This window comes from Acinetobacter sp. YT-02 (assembly GCF_002412355.1).
Lineage (GTDB): Bacteria > Pseudomonadota > Gammaproteobacteria > Pseudomonadales > Moraxellaceae > Acinetobacter > Acinetobacter towneri.
In genome coordinates, this window is the sequence record NZ_NOZT01000003.1 from 1 (window position 1) to 20153 (window position 20153).

The window sequence follows — 20153 nt, forward strand, 5'->3', positions numbered from 1 at the left end:
TCCAAACCTGCATCTTTTAAGCGTTCTGCCTGAGATTGATTCAACATCCCTAAAGTCATGCAAGTTTCTAAGCCGAGTGCTTTGACTTCACGCACCATTTCTAAAACATACGGCATATCGCGTTCATGCGGATTACGCCATGCTGCGCCCATACAAAAACGTGAAGAACCTGATGCTAAAGCTTCTTTAGCCTCTTGAATGACTTTATCAACTGCAATACGTTTTTCAGCTTCAAGCTGTGAATCATAATGCGCAGATTGCGAGCAATATTTGCAGTCCTCAGGGCATTTGCCTGTTTTAATCGACAATAAGGTACTGACTTGTACGGTATTGGCAGCAAAATGTTGGCGATGCACACGCTGTGCTTCAAAGACTAAATCCAGAAAAGGTTGCTCATATAACTGCTGAATTTCTTCTCGAGTCCAATCATTGCGTACGGTCATTATTTTCATCCTTGATTATCACGCATCATGCTTAAACTTGTGCCATCTTTTATTAAGCCGAGCATGCGATATATTTTTAGTGTGATTATTCCTGTATAGAGTATCCCTTTATCTCTGCGTGAGAAATAAAGGGTGTGTGCTGACAAAATTAAAAGGTCGATCTTGCAGCAGTAAATAGCTGAAATAATGCCTTAAGCAATTTCCTTTAAATTTAATTCTTCACGCATAAATTCACGTAATTTAAATTTCTGTGCCTTGCCTGAAGCGGTCATTGGAAATTCACTAAAGAAGCGCACATAACGTGGGACTTTATTGTGTGAAATGTGTTCTGCACAGTATTGGCGAATTGCCTCTTCGGTACATTCATGGTGTTCATGCAAAATAATACAGGCACATAGTTCTTCACCATAACGATGATCTGGCACGCCAATTACTTGCACATCGCAGACCGCATCGTGAGTATATAAGAAATCTTCAATTTCTTTCGGGAACAGGTTTTCACCGCCACGAATCACCACATCTTTAATGCGACCTTTGATTTTTACAAAGCCTTCATCATCCATTTCTGCAATGTCGCCTGTGTGCATCCAACGTGCAACATCAATGACTTCTTGGGTTTTGTCATGTTCATCCCAGTAACCCAGCATGACTGAATAACCACGCACACACAATTCTCCTAACTGTCCGCGCGGCACGACTTTGCCTTCTTCATCGACAATTTTTACTTCCAGATGTGGATGTACACGCCCCACCGTACTGACTCGACGTTCCACCGAATCTTCAGTCGAACTTTGTGCGCTCACAGGCGCTGTTTCGGTCATGCCATAACAAATGGTGATTTGCGCCATGTGCATACGGTCGATGACGCGTTGCATAATTTCTTGCGGACACGGACTGCCTGCCATGATGCCTGTACGCAAGCTAGATAAATCAAATTCATCAAACTGTTCATGCTCTAAAATGGCAATAAACATGGTCGGTACGCCGTAAGCAGCTGTACATTTTTCTTGCTGAATGGCTTTTAAGGTATCGAGCGGGTTAAACACTGCCGATGGATAGACCATGGTTGAACCATGTGTGATACACGCTAAATTGCCCATCACCATACCAAAGCAGTGAAACAGCGGTACGGAAATACAAACACGGTCTTGTGGACTTAAATGAATTGCTTCTCCTACAAAGTAACCATTATTTAAAATGTTGTTGTGGGTCAGCATAGTGCCTTTCGGATTGCCCGTCGTGCCTGAGGTAAATTGAATGTTAATGGTTTCATCGAACTGCAACTCACTGGCAATGTGTTGCAGTTTTTTCAGCATGTGTGTGGTTGGAGCTGTCAATAAATCCTGAAAACGATGCATTCCTGTATGTGCTTGATCATCAATTTTAATCACATGCTTTAAATGCGGTAAACGCTTGGCGTTGAGGACTTTATTGTCTGCCTGACACAGCTCTGGGGCAATTTTCGTTAAGATGTCCTGATAGTTGGTACTTTTAAACTGCGATGCAATTACCAAACCTTTACAGGAAACTTTGTTGAGCACAAATTCCAGTTCATTGCTTTTATAGGCTGGGTTTAAATTCACCAAAATCACCCCTGCCTTAAAGGCTGCGAATTGAGTGATCGTCCATTCCACACAATTCGGAGACCAAATGGCAAGGCGGTCACCTTTTTTAAAACCGAGTTTTAACAAACTACAGGCAAAGGCATTGACCTGTTGCTGTAGTTGCTTATAGGTCAGACGCACATTTTGATGCACGCTTACCAAAGCATCCTGATCTGCATATTGCTGGCAAGCCTGATCAAACTTTTCACCAATGGTCATGCCTAACAAAGGCTGATTACTGGTGCCATAGGCATAACTTAACCGTACTTGTGTCATTGAATCGATCTCCTTGATTCTTTGTAATTCTGTTTTCCATTATGACGACGATTACTTTTTGCCTGTTTTGTGCGTTGTTTTTACTACCCTCCCTGCTGTTTTCGCACTGCATTTACACAAAAGTCGGCAATTTGTTTGACAAAGTAATCTTTATAATTTTGATCAAACATCACATTGCGAGACGGGTTTAAAGGTTCAATCACTACAAAGGTCATGGAGCCAACCACACCCAAAGCAGCAGTGTTCAAATCTTCAAAATCAAACTCACCATTGACTTTTCCTTCAGCCAAAATTTCCTTGATGCTCTGTTTGATCAGTTGTTTACTGCGAAAACGCTCATGTTCCATTTCTGGGTCTACAGGCTCGAACATTAACGAATACGCCAATTGAGGGCTGTTCATCGCACGCTTCACAAAAGTGGTGACAGATTTTTGCAATTTTTGTTTTGCACTTAAATCTGACTTCGCAATGTGGTCCAAAATTTCGACCTCACGACGAATCGCATCCGATAAAACTTCAATCAAAATCTGACTTTTATTTTCAAAGTAGCGATACACCAAACCTGTAGATACGCCTGCGCGTTCTGCAATGGCTTGGATAGACGCTTCTTTAAAGCCCCCATGAGCAATAAGTTCACGAGCAGAATCTAAAATCGCCATGCGATTTTGTTCCATACGTTCCTGCATCAATGATGATCTTTTATAACTCATATCTTATTCTCAACCAGATAAAATGAATTGTAAATCATTTTGTGAATTTTAGTTCACTTTTTTAAATTTTCGATGTATGTTAGAACCTAAGCACAACAACAATGCTTGTTTTAGGAACAACAAATATAACCACAGGATGGATGAACACATGATTTTACAAAGCTTAGACTTCGGCTTAGATAAAACCTTAATCGCCCTGCGCGATTCAATCGCTGCTTTTTGTGCAAAGGAAATTGCACCCATTGCTCAACAGGTTGATCGTGATAACGAATTCCCTGCCCAGCTTTGGAAAAAATTTGGCGATATGGGCTTACTTGGCTTAACCGTGAGTGAAGAATACGGCGGCACTAACTTAGGCTATTTAGCTCACATCATTGCCATGCAAGAAATTTCTCGTGCATCAGCATCCATTGGTTTGTCTTACGGTGCTCATTCTAACCTATGTGTGAACCAAATTAAGCGAAATGGGACAGAAGAACAGAAGCAACGCTATTTACCAAAACTGATTTCAGGCGATTACGTCGGCGCTTTGGCAATGTCTGAACCAAATGCAGGCTCAGACGTGGTTAGCATGAAACTGAAAGCTGAAGATAAAGGCGATCATTACTTGCTCAACGGCTCAAAAATGTGGATTACCAATGGCGGTGATGCCGATGTTTTGGTGGTGTATGCCAAAACTGACTTACAGGCAGGCGCCAAAGGTATGACTGCTTTCTTAATTGAAAAAACCATGTCAGGTTTTAGCCACGGCAGCCATTTAGACAAACTCGGGATGCGCGGCTCAAATACCTATCCATTGTTCTTTGACAATGTTGAAGTACCAAAAGAAAACGTCTTGGGCGGTGTGGGCAATGGTACAAAAGTACTAATGAGTGGACTGGACTATGAACGTGCAGTTTTAAGTGCAGGGCCGCTAGGCATTATGGATGCCTGCATGGATACCGTGATTCCTTATATTCATGAGCGTAAACAGTTTGGTCAGGCATTGGGTGAATTCCAGCTTATGCAAGGCAAAATTGCCGATATGTATTCGACTTGGTTGGCATGTAAAGCACTGGTCTATGCCGTTGGCGCAGAATGTGACAAAGCTGAACACAGCCGTAGTTTACGTAAAGATGCAGCCAGTGCCATTTTATACGCTGCCGAAAAAGCCACATGGATGGCAGGTGAAACCATCCAAACCTTGGGCGGTAATGGCTATATCAATGAGTTCTCTGCAGGACGTTTATGGCGTGATGCCAAACTCTATGAAATTGGTGCGGGTACTTCAGAAATTCGCCGTATGTTGATTGGCCGTGAATTGTTTAACGAAACTGCCTAAAAATAAATCACAAGAATAGACAAGGATGTTGGCATGAATCAATTACAGAGCAAAATTAATATTCGCAGCGACGAGTTTAAAAACAACCAAGCTGCGATGCAAAGCCTAGTCGATGACCTCAGAGAAAAAGTCCAAAAAATTGCTTTGGGTGGTGGCGAAACTGCACGCCAAAAACATTTAGACCGTGGCAAATTACTGCCACGTGAACGGATTGACCACCTGATCGATCCGGGTACTGCATTTATTGAAATTGGTCAGTTGGCCGCTTATCAGGTCTATCAGGATGATGTCCCTGCTGCGGGTGTAGTGGCGGGTGTCGGTCAAGTGAATGGCGTGACCTGCATGATCATTGCCAACGATGCCACAGTAAAAGGTGGAACGTACTATCCACTGACTGTGAAAAAGCATTTACGCGCACAGGAAATTGCCGAACAGAATCACCTGACTTGTATTTATTTGGTCGATTCTGGCGGTGCATATTTGCCGCTACAAGATGAAGTCTTTCCAGACCGTGATCATTTCGGACGCATTTTCTATAACCAAGCGCGTATGTCGAGCATGGGCATTGCCCAAATTGCCGTTGTGATGGGAAGTTGTACCGCAGGCGGTGCGTATGTCCCTGCCATGTCAGATGAAACCATCATTGTGCGTAATCAGGGGACAATTTTCTTGGGCGGCCCACCGCTGGTTAAAGCCGCAACAGGTGAAGTGGTTAGCAGCGAAGACTTGGGTGGTGGCGATGTACACACTCGCCTTTCAGGTGTAGCCGATCATTTGGCAGAAAATGATGAACATGCCTTGGCAATTGCCCGCAACATCGTTGCCAATTTAAATAAAAAGCCAAACCCGCAGCCTGAGCATATAGAAGCACCATTATTCGATGCCTCTGAACTGTATGGCATTGTTCCGACTGACGCGCGTAAACCGTTTGATGTACGTGAAGTGATTGCCCGTATTGTCGATGGTTCACGTTTTGATGAATTTAAAGCGCGCTTTGGCACCACATTAATTACAGGTTTTGCCAAACTATATGGTATGTCTGTCGGGATTATTGCCAACAACGGTATTTTATTTTCCGAGTCGGCACAAAAAGGCGCACACTTTATTGAACTATGCACCCAACGCAACATTCCCCTGTTATTTATTCAAAATATCACAGGCTTCATGGTTGGACGCCAATATGAAAATGAAGGCATTGCCAAAAATGGTGCCAAACTGGTGATGGCGGTTGCCACAGCCAATGTGCCTAAACTGACTTTGGTGATTGGCGGTTCTTTTGGTGCAGGTAACTACGGGATGTGTGGTCGTGCTTATTCACCACGTTTTATGTGGACATGGCCAAACTCACGTATTTCAGTGATGGGTGGCGAACAAGCATCGAGCGTATTGTCTACCTTAAAGCGTGATCAGATTGAAGCCAAAGGTGGTAGCTGGTCTGCAGAAGAAGAAGATCAGTTCAAACAGCCAATTCGTGAACAATACGAACGTCAGGGTCATCCATATTATGCGTCTGCACGCTTATGGGATGATGGTGTGATTGATCCAGCACAGTCGCGTGAAGTTTTGGCATTAAGTTTAGCCGCTGCCCTCAATGCACCCATCCAACCGACCAAATTTGGCGTGTTCCGCATGTAAGAGGTGACAAAATGGATTATCAGTTTTTACAGCTCGAACAGAACAACCAAGTGGCTACGGTTTGGATTAATCGTGCGGAATTGCATAACGCTTTCAATACAGAGGTGATTGAAGAATTACACGCCTGCTTTCAGGCACTGAATAGCCGTGATGATATTCGAGTGGTGATTTTGGCAGGACGCGGCAAAAGCTTTTCTGCAGGTGCAGATTTGAACTGGATGAAACAGGCAGGTCAAGCTTCTACAGCAGAAAATCAAGCCGATGCCCTAAAACTGGCAAAAATGCTGCAAAGTTTAGCGACGTTAAAACAACCGACTATTGCCCGTGTGCATGGTATTGCCTTTGGTGGTGGTATGGGTTTGGCAGCTGCCTGTGATATTTGCGTTGCCAGCACCGATGCCAAGTTTGCGACCTCTGAAGTACGTTTAGGTTTAGCACCATCTACCATTAGCCCTTACGTCATTCGTGCGATTGGCGCACGTCAGGCATCACGTTACTTTTTAACGGCAGAGCGTATTTCTGCAGAACAGGCACAGCAAATTGGTTTAGCGCATGAAGTCACTTCAGCCGAAGACTTAGACAGCAAAATTGATGAAATTGTGCAAGCCTTATTGCTTGGTGGCCCAGAAGCGCAACATGCTTCTAAACAACTGATTCAGATGGTTAATCATCAAGTTTTGACCGAAGATTTACTCCAACAAACTGCACAGCATATTGCACATGTTCGCCAAGGAACTGAGGCGAAAAATGGCTTAAATGCTTTTTTAAATAAACAAAGCCCGGCTTGGATCAAGACCACGGCAGAATAAAAGAAGGATCGCACGATGTTTGAAAAGATTTTAATTGCCAACCGTGGTGAAATTGCCTGCCGTGTAATTCGTACCGCAAAAAAACTTGGGATTGCGACAGTCGCGGTGTATTCAGATGCCGATGCGCAATCACAACACGTTAAACTGGCAGACGAAGCCATTTATATTGGTGAATCGCCTGCGGCACAAAGTTATTTGCAAGTTGAACGTATTATTCAGGCAGCCAAAAGCACAGGTGCACAAGCGATTCACCCGGGTTATGGTTTCTTATCTGAAAATGACCAATTCGCACTTGCCTGTAAAGACAACAATATTGTTTTTATTGGCCCGCCAGTTGAAGCCATTTTGGCGATGGGTCTAAAAGCAACCTCTAAAGCCTTGATGGAAAAAGCAGGTGTGCCACTAACTCCGGGCTACCACGGCAGCAATCAAGATGCGGCATTTTTAAAGCAACAAGCCGACAGCATTGGTTATCCTGTGCTCATTAAAGCCAGTGCAGGCGGTGGCGGTAAAGGCATGCGTTTAGTAGAACGCAGTGAAGACTTTCTCAGCTCACTCGCTTCATGTAAAAGTGAAGCACGTTCTAGCTTTGGCAACGAAGACGTGCTGATTGAACGCTATGTGATTCAACCACGTCATATTGAAGTACAGGTTTTTGGCGATACTCACGGCAACTACGTGCATTTGTTTGAACGTGATTGCTCGGTACAACGTCGCCACCAAAAAGTGCTTGAAGAAGCACCTGCACCAAAAATGCCAGAAGATAAACTCGAAACTATGCGCCAAGCCGCAATTGATGCCGCACGTGCTGTAAATTACGTGGGCGCAGGTACGGTAGAGTTTATTGTCGAGCAAGACGGTACTGCTTATTTCATGGAAATGAATACCCGCTTGCAGGTCGAACACCCCGTCACAGAAATGATTACAGGGCAAGACTTGGTTGAGTGGCAATTGCGAGTTGCTTTTGGTGAGCGATTGCCAAAACAGCAACATGAATTGCAAATTCATGGTCATGCCCTTGAAGCGCGTGTGTATGCCGAAGAACCAGAAAAAGGCTTTATTCCTGCCATTGGTCAAATCAGCTATCTGCATTATCCAGAGCAAAATGATGCCGTACGTGTCGATAGCGGGATTGTCGAAGGTGATGAAATCAGCACCTACTACGACCCAATGATTGCCAAACTGATTGTTTGGGGTAAAAACCGTGAAGCAGCATTAACGCAAATGCACCATGCTTTAGGTCAGTTCCACGTCGATGGTTTAGGCAACAACATTGCATTCTTGGATCGTTTGGTGCTGTGTGATTCCTTTAAACATGCCAATTTGGATACAGGGCTTATTCAACGTGAGGAAGCATTTTTACTTAACGCAAAACCTGAAGTCGCTACAGAAACTGTCGTTGCAGCTGCGTTAATTGATGTACTTTCTCGTATTCAAAACAACAAAGCGGCAAACAACGCGGTTTGGCAAAAAGACCACTTCTGGCGCTTAAATCAGCAAAGCGCCCACACAGTGCAATTACAGTGCAATGACCAAACACTCAAAATCCAGTTAAAACCATGCACTTCTGGTTTTGAGGCTCACTACAATGGGCAAACGCTGAGCGTTCAAGGCGAGCTTTTGGATGCACATCGTCTACAGGTTTGTATCAATGGTCAGCAACAAAAAATAGCATTTAACCAACATGCGCAAGGCATCACCCTGTTCCAAAACGGTCAGCGTCATGTGTTTAGCTATGTACAAGCAAACTTTAACAGCGATGATCAACAAGACAATGCCAACAATCTGACTGCACCAATGCCGGGTGTAATCACCCAAGTTTTGGTGGCAGCCAATGCCCGTGTGAAAAAAGATGATGTACTGATGACACTGGAAGCCATGAAAATTGAATATTCAATTCGTGCGCCTTTCGATGGCATTGTGGCAAGTTCGTACTTCCAAGCGGGCGATCAGGTCAAAGCAGGCGATGAACTGGTTGAATTTGAAGCCTTGACGGAGGAAGTTGCATGACTGAATTTGTCAAAATTGTAGAGGTTGGCCCACGAGATGGTCTGCAAAATGAGAAAACGCCACTCACTTTGGCAGACCGTAAAAACCTGATTTTGGATTTAATGCAAACAGGTTTAAGCAGCATTGAGGTCGGTTCTTGCGTATCGGCCAAATGGGTACCGCAAATGGCAGACAGCGATGTGCTGTTTGCCAGCCTGCCACAAAACCCAAACATTCAATTCAGTTTACTGACCCCAAACTCAAAAGGTTTTGAGTCGGCTTTGGCGGTGGGTTGCAAAGAAGTTGCCGTGTTTACCGCCGCTTCTGAAAGCTTTACCCGAAAAAATATCAACTGTTCAATTGAAGAAAGTTTGGAAAAATTTAGCGATGTCATGCGTCAAGCCAAAGCGCACAACATTCGCGTGCGTGGTTATGTATCTTGTATGGTGGACTGTCCTTATGAAGGCGCAATTGACCCGAAACAAGTCGCAAAAGTCACACAGCAATTATTGGACATGGGCTGCTATGAAGTGTCTTTGGGTGAAACCATTGGTACAGCAACCCCTGACCGTGTGCAAAAAGTCTGGGATGCATGTTTGGCAGAGGTCGATGCCAAAGTTTTAGCAGGTCATTTTCACAATACTTACGGCATGGCGATTGCCAATATTTATCAATCGCTCTTACAAGGCATTCGTGTATTTGATTCATCCATTGCTGGTTTGGGTGGCTGTCCGTATGCCAAAGGTGCATCGGGCAATGTGTCTACCGAAGACTTGTACTATTTACTGTCCAAGATGGGTTTTGAAACAGGTGTGCGGTTAGAGCCGCTGATGCAAGCCAGTCGCAACATCAGCAATATCTTACAGCGTGATAATCCATCTCACTATGCCAATGCCTACTGGCAAAAGGTTTGTGCTTAAAACCCATTTCATCCTCAATAGCATTGGAACATAAGCAATAAGGATGGCAACAACACAACATGGCAAGTGAATGCCGTGCAGAGAATAAAGAGGTGACAAATGTCCAATAAAGTATATGACAGCGCACAAGCTGCATTAAATGGCGTGGTTCAAGATGGGCATACCTTGGCGGTGGGTGGTTTTGGTTTATGCGGTATTCCTGAAGCCTTGATTGCTGCGTTAAAAGATACAGGTGTGAAACAGCTGACTTGTATTTCCAACAACGCAGGGGTCGATGGTTTTGGTTTAGGCTTATTGCTTGAAACCAAACAAATTAAAAAAATGATTTCATCTTATGTCGGCGAAAATAAAGAATTTGAACGCCAGTTTTTAAGCGGTGAACTGGAAGTTGAACTTACCCCGCAAGGCACACTGGCAGAAAAATTACGCGCAGGCGGTGCGGGTATTCCTGCATTTTTCACCCCAACAGGTGTAGGCACTGTCATTGCAGAAGGCAAAGAAGTCCGTGAATTTAACGGCAAAGATTATATTTTAGAAGAATCTTTGACTGCAGATGTCGCTTTGGTCAAAGCCTACAAAGCAGATAAAGCGGGTAATCTTATTTTCCGTAAAACAGCACAAAACTTTAATCCTGTTTGTGCTATGGCAGGCAAAATCACCATTGCCGAAGTTGAACAAATCGTTGAAATTGGCGATTTAGACCCCGACGAAATCCACTTAGCTGGTATTTATGTGAACCGCATTGTCCTCAATGCAAGCCCAGAAAAACGGATTGAACAAATGACTTTAAAGGCGGAGGCTTAAGACATGGCTTGGACGCGTAATCAAATGGCGCAGCGCGCTGCACAAGAATTAGAAGATGGTTTTTATGTCAATTTAGGCATTGGCTTACCCACACTGGTCGCCAATTATATTCCTGAACATATCAATGTCTGGTTACAGTCCGAAAATGGCTTGCTTGGCATTGGTGAGTTCCCAACTGCCGAAACTGTAGATGCCGACCTGATCAATGCAGGTAAACAAACTGTGACAGCGCGTAAAGGTGCGGCTTTTTTCTCTAGCGCAGATTCCTTTGCCATGATTCGTGGCGGGCATGTCAATATCGCTATTTTAGGGGCAATGGAAGTTTCTGAACAAGGCGATCTTGCCAACTGGATGATTCCCGGCAAGAAAGTTAAAGGTATGGGCGGTGCAATGGATTTGGTTGCAGGCGTACAAAAAGTTGTGGTGTTGATGGAACATTGTGCCAAAGATGGTACGCCTAAAATTGTATCGCAGTGCAGTTTGCCACTCACAGGTAAAGCGGTGGTGCATCGTATCATTACCGACTTAGGCGTGCTTGATATTACTCCACAAGGCGTAAAGTTGATTGAACTTGCACCCGATGTCAGTTTTGATGAAATTCAAAAAGTCACAGGTGTTGCCTTACAAAAAGTCGCAGCTTGATGAATTTATCTCGAGTGAATAACCCTCTCCTTTGCAAGTTTTGATGCACTGCTTTAAAACTTAATACAAGGGAGAGAGTTTATTTTGACTCCTATACTTTTCCACTCAACAAAACCAATAAATCACTGATTTATAAAATTATTCCACTAAACCAAAAATCATTTAAAAAATCACTTTCAATTTCGATATTTGCACAATACTTCGGGATTGATCCACAATAAAAAAGCCTTCACTTTGCAAAGTGAAGGCTTACAAGAAAATAGACCTATTTTAAGATTGAGGCGCCTTTTGCTCTACCACGCCAGCATCTTCCACACTACGCACCGTGCCTGTATCTACATTCAAGACTTCAAACTCAATACGGCGGTTTTTAAATTGACCTTCTGGCGTTGCATTTGCCGCAATCGGCTGCTCTGAACCAAAACCAATGGCTTGCAATTGACCCGGATTTACACCACGTGATACTAAATAATCGACCACTGCTTGCGCACGTTGTTGTGACAAAGTTTTGTTGGCATTGGCATCACCTACGGCATCGGTATGCCCTTTCACGGTTAATTGCACTTGTGGCGCGCGCTGCATCAATATCGCAGCCTGATCTAAAATAGACTTATTGGCTGCTGGAATTTCAGTCGATGCAGAATCAAAATTAATGATTTGCATATTGAGTGCCGTCGCAATATCCAAAGCTTGAATATTGTCAGGATTAATTGCAGCCAAAGCCTGCTCGGCATTGCTAATACTGCTGGTTACAGCCTGATTAACATCGGTTACTGTAGTTTCTGCAGGTTGCTGAGTCACTACAGTCATGTTTTTAGCCAATGGACGAATTTGACTGGCTAAACGCTCTGCATCGGCAGGGTTCGTGGCTTGAATAGACAGTTGATTACCCACCCAGTTTAAATTGACATTCGGTACACCTTTCAGCATTTTTAAAACGCTTGGAATCACGTCCTGATCAATAAATTCCGAATGATAGTTGGCAAAATTTTCTGCACCACAACCTGTTGGATGATTGAAAATTTGCTTCACTTCATTCTGCAGAATTTCCATATAGCTTGGATTATTCAGCAAAATTTGACAGGTCACCAAATTACCATCACTGCCTGTACTGACTTGCAACATTGCAGCCTGATTTGCTGCCACTTGGGTCTGTGTGGTTGCAGGCGCTTGGTTGCGGTCACTACATGCACGGAATAAAAATGCCAATAAACCAATTAAAATAATTAAAGCTAAAATTGGCAATAACCACGAACGGCGTTCTTCTACTGGCTCAGTCACAATGACTTCAGGTGCTTGATGTACGGTTTGGCCCGCAGCATTATTTACCCCCAAAGCAGCCAATAATGCTGTTGCCCACTGCGGTAAAGCCGCCTGAATTGAATCTAAATTGTTTTGCAGTAAATGCTGAATTGCAACTGGGTCAGATGAACCTGCCTGATTTTCCAAAAAGTTTAAACTTGGTGCAATTGAACGATTCAGGGTGTTTTCAATTTCGGTTTGCGGTGCTGTGCCGCTGACCAAATCTAAAAACTGCTGTTTTAAAGATAGATTTGAACCAAATACATCGCCCACACGTGGATTCAGTTGTCGCAGCAGATTGTCAATCAGTTCAGGTCGTGAATTTAAAATAGACAATAAAATGGGATAAAAACTATTTAATGCCTGATTTTTTTCAAGCAAATGCTGGGTTTCCCCTTCCAATACAATGGATGACACACTTTGTTTGAGCAAGTCTATAAAATCTGTTTGCATATATATGCCCTCTTTTTTTGTCTTTGTTTTCAAGTTGTTTTTTAGTGTATATGCTTAAAATTTAAACAAATGTAATAAATTGTGGTGTTTTGATTTTGTTGTGAAATTTGAGTCAACGGAATGTAGAGTCTCTTCTTCGATTTTCTATTTGGGGATTGTTAAAATTCAATAAAAAAGCCAGCCGAAGCTGACTCTTATTTAAACTTGAAAATAAAATATCAATCAGAGCATATTAAGCAGTAAAGACGCGTACTGGTTTGCCTTTTACAACTTGATTAATCAAAGGCGTATTTTTGCCTTGTGACACAATCGTTTCTTTGTTCAGTGTCCATTCCACTTCTGGATCAACCAAGACCCAACCCGCTTCCTGTTCCCAACGACTTTGCATTTTTGCCACACGCGCAGGTGCAAGTGTCACTTTTTCTACCCATTCCAATGGACTGAACAGACCTTCCTGAATCAGTTGAATCCCAAATGGAATATAAGTATCAAATGCAGTAAAACCTGACAAAGTATCTGCAAATGGTGCCATTTTTGCAGAGCTATTTAACGGCTCATGATGAGTACAAATCCCATCAATCACACCATCTTTTACACCTTGACGCAGTAATGCTTTGTCTTGCTCTGAGCGCAGTGGCGGACGTACATGCGCTAACGAGTTAAAACCATCAATAATTTGATCGGTTAAATGCAGTTGATGCATCGCAACATCACAAGTGACAGGTAAACCTTTGGCTTTAGCTTGTTGAATCAATTCAACTGATGCACCACAAGACAATAAGCCAAAATGCGCACGTACACCTGTGGCTTCAATCATCAGCAAATATTTGGCAATCGCTACGGTTTCTGCCAAAGTTGGAATCATAGGCAAGCCCTGACGCGATGCAATAAAACCTTCATGCACACAGCCATCTTTAGCAATTTGCGGTTCTTCGGCATAGAACACCACGGTCATGTCCAAACCTGCAGCATATTCCAGTGTGCGAATCACGACATCATCATCTTCAAAAGGTGCATTGGCATTGGACACTGCACTACAGCCGCCTTTTTTCAGTCCCGCCATATTGGCAGGCTGCTTGCCGTTTAAACCTTGAGTTTGTGCACCAATCACTTCTAAATAAATGCCACCATCCAACATGGCTTTTTCGACCAAACCATGAATGAGTGCACCGTTGTCTTGCACGATTGGTTTAGAATCGGGTGGCGTAAATAAGTGCAGAATTCCGTTTTCACGTGCGGCCTTGCCTTCAGATTTGAGCGTGCCATGTTGTTGCTGACCAGGTTCACGTAAACGTGCGCATAAATCGACCATAGTTGGCATGAGCCATTGACCTTGGGCATCTATGCTTTCGCTAATATCTGCACTTTCTGCAACCAACTTGCCATTTTCAAGATATACCGTTTGTACGCGGTCAATTTGCTGGATTGGGTCAAGCACACGTACATTTTCAATTTTTACAATCGCCATGACTTTTTCCTTATACCGCAATCGCGTCAATCAAACCTTGTTCTTGCAATTGACCTTGCATCGCCAAGGCCAATACCGCCATACGTACCGCAATACCGTTGGTTACTTGATTTAAAATCACCGATTGAGGCCCATCGGCAATGCTTGAATCAATTTCGACACCACGGTTCATTGGACCAGGATGCATCACAATACAGTTTGGTTTTGCAAGCGCCAAACGCTCTTTGTTTAAACCGTACATTTTGTAGAATTCGGCTTGTGAGGCAAGTGCTGGCGAATCAATACGTTCATTTTGAATACGCAGGGTGATAATCACGTCGCAATCTTTAATGCCTTCTTCCATTTTGTTAAATAAACGCACGCCTGCGCCATATTCATCAAAACCGTAGGGCAACAAGGTGTTCGGTGCAATCACGCGAATGTCTTTACAGCCCAGTGTTTGCAAGGCAGCCACATCGGAACGCGCCACGCGTGAATGTTTGATATCACCAATAATCGCAACACTTAATTCTTCATAAGGTCGTTGGGTTTCACGGCGAATGGTCAGCATATCCAACATCGCTTGCGTTGGATGTGCATGACGGCCATCACCCGCATTAATAATGGCAACCTTTGGGCAAACCGTTTTAGCAATAAAATGTGCTGCACCTGAAGATGAATGACGCACCACAAAAATGTCAGCAGCCATCGCCTCTAAGTTCCACAAAGTGTCACGCAAAGTTTCACCTTTAGAGGTACTTGAACGGGCAATATCAATATTGAGTACATTGGCAGAAAGACGCTTGGCTGCGGCTTCAAATGTGGTGCGGGTACGAGTAGAGTTTTCGAAGAACAAATTCATCACCGTGCGCCCTTCGAGCAAATTATTGGTGATCAGTTGGTTTTGTTCATTGAAAAAGGACTGTGCTGTGTCCAGAATTTGGGTGAGGGTTTCTTTGGAAAGACCTTCGATGGTTAAAAAGTGTTTTAAATGCCCATCTTTATTCAATTGAATCTGGCTCGGAGTATGCAATGCCGCCAAATGCATGAGAGATTCCTTATACGTTAAGTTAACGCATTATACAGAAATTGATTTGGCAAAGCAGTGTAACTTGGCGTGATTTAGTCAAAAGAAACTTATGATTTTAAAAATTAAGTCATGCAGACTCATCTACACTTTCTTTCATGCTTAATACTCTACAAAGCGATGTGAAAGGATGGCATTTATATTTAACTGCTCTGCTAGCCAATCATCTTGATATGAGCTTGATGAACATCTGGTGGGTCAATCTTCGCCTACAACTGCCTACGCAACCTTCAGGCTATGTAGGCATAGTCTGTACAATTCACCGTTTAACGCAATGCCCCTATATAATGATGGGACACCTGCGCCCGATAAATTTCTTCAGCTGTAGGTTCAGTCAAGTCATCTATATTTTCTATATTTTCTACTGCATCTAATTGCTGCGCTTCAGTCTGTGGCGACGTTATTTCTGCATCAGCATCCATTAAGTTAGCCAATATACTTTTTAAGCGCAGCGCATAACGGCACAATTCCTCATCGTGTGTAGCGAGCGCCAATTGCAGCACAGCACGTGCATAGTCTGAATTTTCAACCAGATACATGACATCAATCACACGTCCACTGACCCGTCTTAATCGCGTATAAATTAAAGTGGCAACTGAAAAAATCTCGTTATTTGCTGTTAAAGCCTGTGCCGTGTTTAAAGTAGCCGTGGTCATTTAAATATTCCCCTTATCGCTTCATTGTTGTTTTGCAGTGTTTGATGCTCATCTGCAAAATGTTCACCATCACAACAATGTATGAGCAAAATACATACCAATCATGTGAATATTCAGGTTTTTATTTTTCCGCAATACAATCACTCAAAATTTTTTAGAGATGTCATTACATCCTCATTGCCTTTTTAGAAAAAAACAGTAAAAAATGCCCTGAAGCTCTTCAAACCTAGACCTTTAAAATTCTGCACGATTCACGCTAAATCACTAAGTTTTCTAGCACAAAATACGGTAAAATAGCCGATTGCTGAATTGCTTTTGGAAATTTTCATGAATTCGAAACCCCGTCTTTCTACATATTGGGTCACCTGTGCAGATGGACTTGAAACCTTATTGCAAGAAGAAATGCAAGGTTTAGGTATTCAAAATATCGAACGTTTACCGGGTCGTTTAATTTTCAAAGGCACACTCGAAAATGCCTATCGTGTCTGCATGTGGTCACGTTTAGCCTCACGTGTCCTTACACCAATTCACACACACGAAATTGAATTTAGTCACGACGCGCGCGATGTAGCCGAAGAGCTTTATGAAGGTGCGCTGAGCTTTGACTGGTCACTGATTTTTGCGCCACAAAGTACTTTTGCAGTGCGTTTGCATATAGAGCGTGACATTAAAGTGAACAGCCAATTTGCGACCTTGCGCGTTAAAGATGGTGTGGTCGATTCATTTATGGATGCAGTGGGCAAACGTCCAAGCATTGACATCAAACAGCCTGAAATTACCTTATACGTGTTGGCAGGTAAAAAAGAACATACATACTGCCTAGATTTATCTGGCGATTCACTGCATAAACGCGGCTATCGTCGTTTTATGACCGATGCCCCAATTAAAGAAAACCTTGCCGCAGCGATTCTGCAAAAAGGTCAATTACAACAAATTCAACCCGACATTATTTTAGACCCAATGTGTGGTTCGGGTACGTTTATTATTGAAGCATTGATGATGCTGACTGACCGTGCACCGGGTTTGGTACGTCGTTTCGGTTTTAACGGTTGGCAAGGTCACGACCATGAATTATGGATGAGCATTAAAGCAGAAGCGGCTGAACGCCATCAAACTGCATTACAACAACCATTGCCAAAATTTTATGCTTTCGATGCCGACTGGGAAGCAGTCAAAGCCACCAAGCAAAATATTATTGCAGCAGGTTTTGAAAGTCTGCTCGATCAGATTCAAATTGAAGAACGTACTTTGGCTGACTGGCCCGACTTTCAAGCCGAAGGTAAAAAGGCCTTTATTGTAACCAACCCACCTTATGGTGAGCGTTTGGGCGATAAAGCCTCGAACCGTGCCTTATATTTGGGTCTGTCTGCCCTCTTGCAAAAGCATTTCCCAAATCAAAAAGCAGCCGTCATTGCAGCCCAAGTTGAACAAGCCGATGTGTTGGCTTTCAATGACCCGCAAATTTTACGTTTGATGAACGGTAAACTGCCAATTTATGTCCGTTTTGGTACGATCAAACCTGCAACATTCGCACGCCCATTCTTAGCAGATTGGCAACCGCAACAGTTTGAACCCATTGAAGGCGCAGAAGATTTCACCAACCGTTTGCAAAAAAACATGCAAAGCCTGAAAAAATGGGCGGTGAAAGAAAATGTGCATTGTCTGCGTTTATACGATGCCGACTTACCTGACTTTAATGTCGCAGTCGATTTATACGGCGACCGTTTGCACGTGCAAGAATATGCACCGCCGAAAAAAATTGATCCTGAAAAAGCCAAAAAGCGTTTTAACCTTGCCTTACAAGCCATTCGCGCTGTCACAGGTTTAGGGCGCGATGCGGTATTTATTAAAACCCGTGCCCGTCAGGAAGGTAAAAACCAGTACACCAAACAAAGTACCGCCTCGAAGCGTTTTATTGTGCAAGAAGGTCAGGCTAAAATTTTGGTTAACCTCACCGACTACCTAGATACAGGCTTGTTCCTTGACCATCGTCAAATGCGTTTACGTATTGCCAAAGAAGCACGTGGCAAGCACTTCCTGAATTTATACAGTTATACCTCAACTGCAAGTTTACATGCCGCGCTTGGCGGTGCAGCAAGTACCACCAGCGTCGATTTATCCAATACTTATTTGAATTGGTCTAAAGAAAACTTTGTATTGAATGGTTTAACGGTAGACCATGCCGATGAACAACATCAATTCTTTGCCAGTGATTGTTTTGAATGGCTCAAAGAAGGTCATGAACAATATGATCTGATCTTTATTGACCCACCAACTTTCTCAAACTCTAAAAAGTTCTACGGAACATTTGACGTACAACGCGACCACGTTTCTTTAATTAAGCGTGCCATGAACCGCTTAACCACAGGCGGAACGCTGTACTTCTCCAACAACTACCGTGGTTTTGAAATGGATGAAGAAATTGAAGCCATGTTTGATGTGCAGGAAATTAGCCATGAAACCATTGGGCAAGATTTCAAACGCAACACCAAAATCCACCGTGCTTGGAAAATTCAGCACCCGCCTGTTTAAATAAACGATATGGCAATACAACAAAGCCTGTTCATTTGAACAGGCTTTGTTTTATCGTAGATCAGTATCTAGATTATTGACCAGTTAAAAACTTCTTTTCACCATATTGATAATGCATCGACAGTTTAAATTCATCACCATCACGTTGAATTTGCTGATTGCTTTGCATCGCACTGAGTATCTGTTCCAACTCCTGATCAGACATGCTTTTACCTGCAGCATTCATATAATTATTCATAATGGTTTTGACCACTTGCTTGTTAAAACTCACATCGGTTTGCATTTCCAATAAACTTGGGAACATTTTCGCTAAGCCTTCTACAGTGGTTTGATGCCCTGGCATCACTTTACCAACCAAATCTGCCCGAATACTGCCTGTGCCTAATTTCAACTGATTCTTCTTGGATTCGAACTGAAAGCCCTCATTAATCACAGCCAACAAGGCTTGTTGAACTTCTTTCTCAAAGTTTTCCGCTTCTAGGCATGAGTTGTTTTGTTTTTGCACAATATCAAGAAACGTCTGCATTTTACTGCGCTGCAAGCTTTTAACATCCCAATTCACTTGCAGGTCTTGCATGGCAGGCACATTATTTAAACCTAACTCGGCAATTTTAAATTTCGATTGAATATCTACCGTGCGCTCATGCAGTTGAGTATCCATACGCCAACTGAAGTCTTTCATTTTGCCTGAACCCACTGCTTTTGGGTCTTGACGCTGCATTTCTGCAATACTGAATTGGAAATAGCCCGGCTCTAAAGACTGCACATTCAAAGCCTGATTGGTTTTAAACTGCATGCCATTTACTTGAAGATGTCCAAATTGATCCAGCACCGTCAATTGAGGCACATCAAAACTCATATTTACAATTTTATGCTGCCCCTGACTTTGTTTCGCCTGAAACTCAATCTGCATAGGAGAAAATTTAGCTTCAAGTCCTGCTTCTTTTTTCTCTATAGCAGGTATGCTCAATTTCGTGGTCGATACACCCAACCAATTCACTTGCGTTGTCACATTTAGAGGCTGCTGAAAGAACTCGGAAAATTGTCCCTGCCCTTGTTCCAGATTCATTTTAGAATCAATTTGGTAACCTTTCCATGTCCGCTGAATTTGATCTTGTCCGTGAAACACCAGTTTTTCTTTAGCATTACATGGGTCTGCAATAATGGTCATTTTCCATTTGGCAGTACCTGTTAAAGTCCCCATGTCGTAGTCCGTATATTGGACGCTCACATTGGGTACAGGATTTAAATTTTGTTGATAATGCTCACGCAGGCTCTTATCTGCATATAAATTTCCTGCAGTGACAGCTCCTGCCAACACTGCAACCCCCATTCCACCCCATACTATTTTTGACATAGATTCTGCTCAGAATTTATCTATTCTTATTGAACAATAAATTATAATTAATCTTCTTTAAAAAAGATAATTGTTTTGCAAATAAATCACTTAAATATAATATTCATCACAAAATATTAAAAATAGCTGTCATTTTTTACCAAAAATTTTACTTATGTGACCTAAA

General features: G+C 42.9%; 16 protein-coding genes. 8 read left to right on the forward strand and 8 right to left on the reverse strand.

The features are described from left to right. The 3 genes from CF596_RS01910 to CF596_RS01920 form a co-directional block, all read right to left on the reverse strand. On the reverse strand, positions 1-443 hold a 443-nt coding region (locus CF596_RS01910), incomplete at its 3' end, for a radical SAM protein (protein ID WP_347337701.1). A 191-nt stretch (positions 444-634) separates the two neighbouring features. After that, a complete protein-coding gene (locus CF596_RS01915) occupies positions 635-2323 on the reverse strand; it encodes an AMP-binding protein (protein ID WP_096901051.1) in 1689 nt (562 codons plus the stop codon). A gap of 83 nt (positions 2324-2406) precedes the next feature. After that, positions 2407-3033: a TetR/AcrR family transcriptional regulator gene (locus CF596_RS01920; RefSeq protein WP_004971526.1), complete on the reverse strand. Its 627-nt coding sequence runs from the start codon at positions 3031-3033 to the stop codon at positions 2407-2409. A gap of 148 nt (positions 3034-3181) precedes the next feature. On the opposite strand from CF596_RS01920, the gene CF596_RS01925 reads away from it, so the two are divergent. The 7 genes from CF596_RS01925 (at position 3182) to CF596_RS01955 (ending at position 11153) form a co-directional block, all read left to right on the forward strand. Then, positions 3182-4354 (forward strand): isovaleryl-CoA dehydrogenase, encoded by a 1173-nt coding sequence (locus tag CF596_RS01925; protein ID WP_096901146.1) that lies wholly within the window; start codon positions 3182-3184, stop codon positions 4352-4354. A 33-nt stretch (positions 4355-4387) separates the two neighbouring features. Then, the gene (locus CF596_RS01930) at positions 4388-5989 is read left to right on the forward strand and encodes a carboxyl transferase domain-containing protein (RefSeq protein WP_096901052.1); all 1602 of its coding nucleotides are present in this window, start codon (positions 4388-4390) and stop codon (positions 5987-5989) included. A gap of 11 nt (positions 5990-6000) precedes the next feature. Continuing rightward, positions 6001-6798, forward strand: a complete 798-nt coding sequence (locus CF596_RS01935) for an enoyl-CoA hydratase/isomerase family protein (protein WP_004971533.1) — start codon at positions 6001-6003, stop codon at positions 6796-6798. A 15-nt stretch (positions 6799-6813) separates the two neighbouring features. Continuing rightward, on the forward strand, positions 6814-8808 hold the full coding sequence (locus CF596_RS01940; protein WP_096901053.1) for an acetyl/propionyl/methylcrotonyl-CoA carboxylase subunit alpha: 1995 nt from the start codon (positions 6814-6816) through the stop codon (positions 8806-8808). After that, entirely contained in the window at positions 8805-9707 is a 903-nt protein-coding gene (locus CF596_RS01945) for a hydroxymethylglutaryl-CoA lyase (RefSeq protein WP_096901054.1), read from the forward strand. Before CF596_RS01940 ends, CF596_RS01945 begins: the two co-directional genes overlap by 4 nt. Before the next feature lie 99 nt (positions 9708-9806). Continuing rightward, positions 9807-10511: a CoA transferase subunit A gene (locus CF596_RS01950; RefSeq protein ID WP_004971542.1), complete on the forward strand. Its 705-nt coding sequence runs from the start codon at positions 9807-9809 to the stop codon at positions 10509-10511. Positions 10512-10514: 3 nt separating this feature from the next. Further along, complete coding sequence (locus CF596_RS01955; protein ID WP_004971544.1) at positions 10515-11153, forward strand: CoA transferase subunit B; 639 nt, start codon at positions 10515-10517, stop codon at positions 11151-11153. A 270-nt stretch (positions 11154-11423) separates the two neighbouring features. Here the strand turns inward: CF596_RS01955 and CF596_RS01960 are convergent, their stop codons facing one another. The 4 genes from CF596_RS01960 to CF596_RS01975 form a co-directional block, all read right to left on the reverse strand. After that, a complete protein-coding gene (locus tag CF596_RS01960; protein WP_096901055.1) occupies positions 11424-12908 on the reverse strand; it encodes an OmpA family protein in 1485 nt (494 codons plus the stop codon). A 232-nt stretch (positions 12909-13140) separates the two neighbouring features. Beyond that, on the reverse strand, positions 13141-14376 hold the full coding sequence (locus CF596_RS01965) for a dihydroorotase (RefSeq protein WP_096901056.1): 1236 nt from the start codon (positions 14374-14376) through the stop codon (positions 13141-13143). A gap of 10 nt (positions 14377-14386) precedes the next feature. Further along, the gene (locus CF596_RS01970) at positions 14387-15403 is read right to left on the reverse strand and encodes an aspartate carbamoyltransferase catalytic subunit (protein ID WP_004971550.1); all 1017 of its coding nucleotides are present in this window, start codon (positions 15401-15403) and stop codon (positions 14387-14389) included. Positions 15404-15708: 305 nt separating this feature from the next. Beyond that, positions 15709-16098 carry a hypothetical protein gene (locus CF596_RS01975; protein WP_096901057.1) on the reverse strand — a complete coding sequence of 130 codons (390 nt, stop codon included), beginning with the start codon at positions 16096-16098 and terminating at the stop codon, positions 15709-15711. Between the two features lie 327 nt (positions 16099-16425). Between CF596_RS01975 and rlmKL the strand changes: the two genes are divergently transcribed. Further along, the gene (gene rlmKL, locus CF596_RS01980) at positions 16426-18630 is read left to right on the forward strand and encodes a bifunctional 23S rRNA (guanine(2069)-N(7))-methyltransferase RlmK/23S rRNA (guanine(2445)-N(2))-methyltransferase RlmL (protein ID WP_004971555.1); all 2205 of its coding nucleotides are present in this window, start codon (positions 16426-16428) and stop codon (positions 18628-18630) included. Between the two features lie 73 nt (positions 18631-18703). Here the strand turns inward: rlmKL and CF596_RS01985 are convergent, their stop codons facing one another. Next, positions 18704-19987 (reverse strand): DUF945 family protein, encoded by a 1284-nt coding sequence (locus tag CF596_RS01985; protein WP_096901058.1) that lies wholly within the window; start codon positions 19985-19987, stop codon positions 18704-18706. Positions 19988-20153: the final 166 nt, after the last annotated feature.

Bases quoted from the DNA above. Each gene is read 5' to 3' on its own strand.
- CF596_RS01985 (WP_096901058.1), bottom strand. From the start codon at position 19,987: ATGTCAAAAATAGTATGGGGTGGAATGGGGGTTGCAGTGTTGGCAGGA.
- CF596_RS01920 (WP_004971526.1), bottom strand. From the start codon at position 3,033: ATGAGTTATAAAAGATCATCATTGATGCAGGAACGTATGGAACAAAAT.
- CF596_RS01965 (WP_096901056.1), bottom strand. From the start codon at position 14,376: ATGGCGATTGTAAAAATTGAAAATGTACGTGTGCTTGACCCAATCCAG.
- CF596_RS01955 (WP_004971544.1), top strand. From the start codon at position 10,515: ATGGCTTGGACGCGTAATCAAATGGCGCAGCGCGCTGCACAAGAATTA.
- CF596_RS01950 (WP_004971542.1), top strand. From the start codon at position 9,807: ATGTCCAATAAAGTATATGACAGCGCACAAGCTGCATTAAATGGCGTG.
- CF596_RS01915 (WP_096901051.1), bottom strand. From the start codon at position 2,323: ATGACACAAGTACGGTTAAGTTATGCCTATGGCACCAGTAATCAGCCT.
- CF596_RS01960 (WP_096901055.1), bottom strand. From the start codon at position 12,908: ATGCAAACAGATTTTATAGACTTGCTCAAACAAAGTGTGTCATCCATT.
- CF596_RS01935 (WP_004971533.1), top strand. From the start codon at position 6,001: ATGGATTATCAGTTTTTACAGCTCGAACAGAACAACCAAGTGGCTACG.
- CF596_RS01930 (WP_096901052.1), top strand. From the start codon at position 4,388: ATGAATCAATTACAGAGCAAAATTAATATTCGCAGCGACGAGTTTAAA.
- CF596_RS01945 (WP_096901054.1), top strand. From the start codon at position 8,805: ATGACTGAATTTGTCAAAATTGTAGAGGTTGGCCCACGAGATGGTCTG.
- CF596_RS01975 (WP_096901057.1), bottom strand. From the start codon at position 16,098: ATGACCACGGCTACTTTAAACACGGCACAGGCTTTAACAGCAAATAAC.
- CF596_RS01970 (WP_004971550.1), bottom strand. From the start codon at position 15,403: ATGCATTTGGCGGCATTGCATACTCCGAGCCAGATTCAATTGAATAAA.
- rlmKL (WP_004971555.1), top strand. From the start codon at position 16,426: ATGAATTCGAAACCCCGTCTTTCTACATATTGGGTCACCTGTGCAGAT.
- CF596_RS01940 (WP_096901053.1), top strand. From the start codon at position 6,814: ATGTTTGAAAAGATTTTAATTGCCAACCGTGGTGAAATTGCCTGCCGT.
- CF596_RS01925 (WP_096901146.1), top strand. From the start codon at position 3,182: ATGATTTTACAAAGCTTAGACTTCGGCTTAGATAAAACCTTAATCGCC.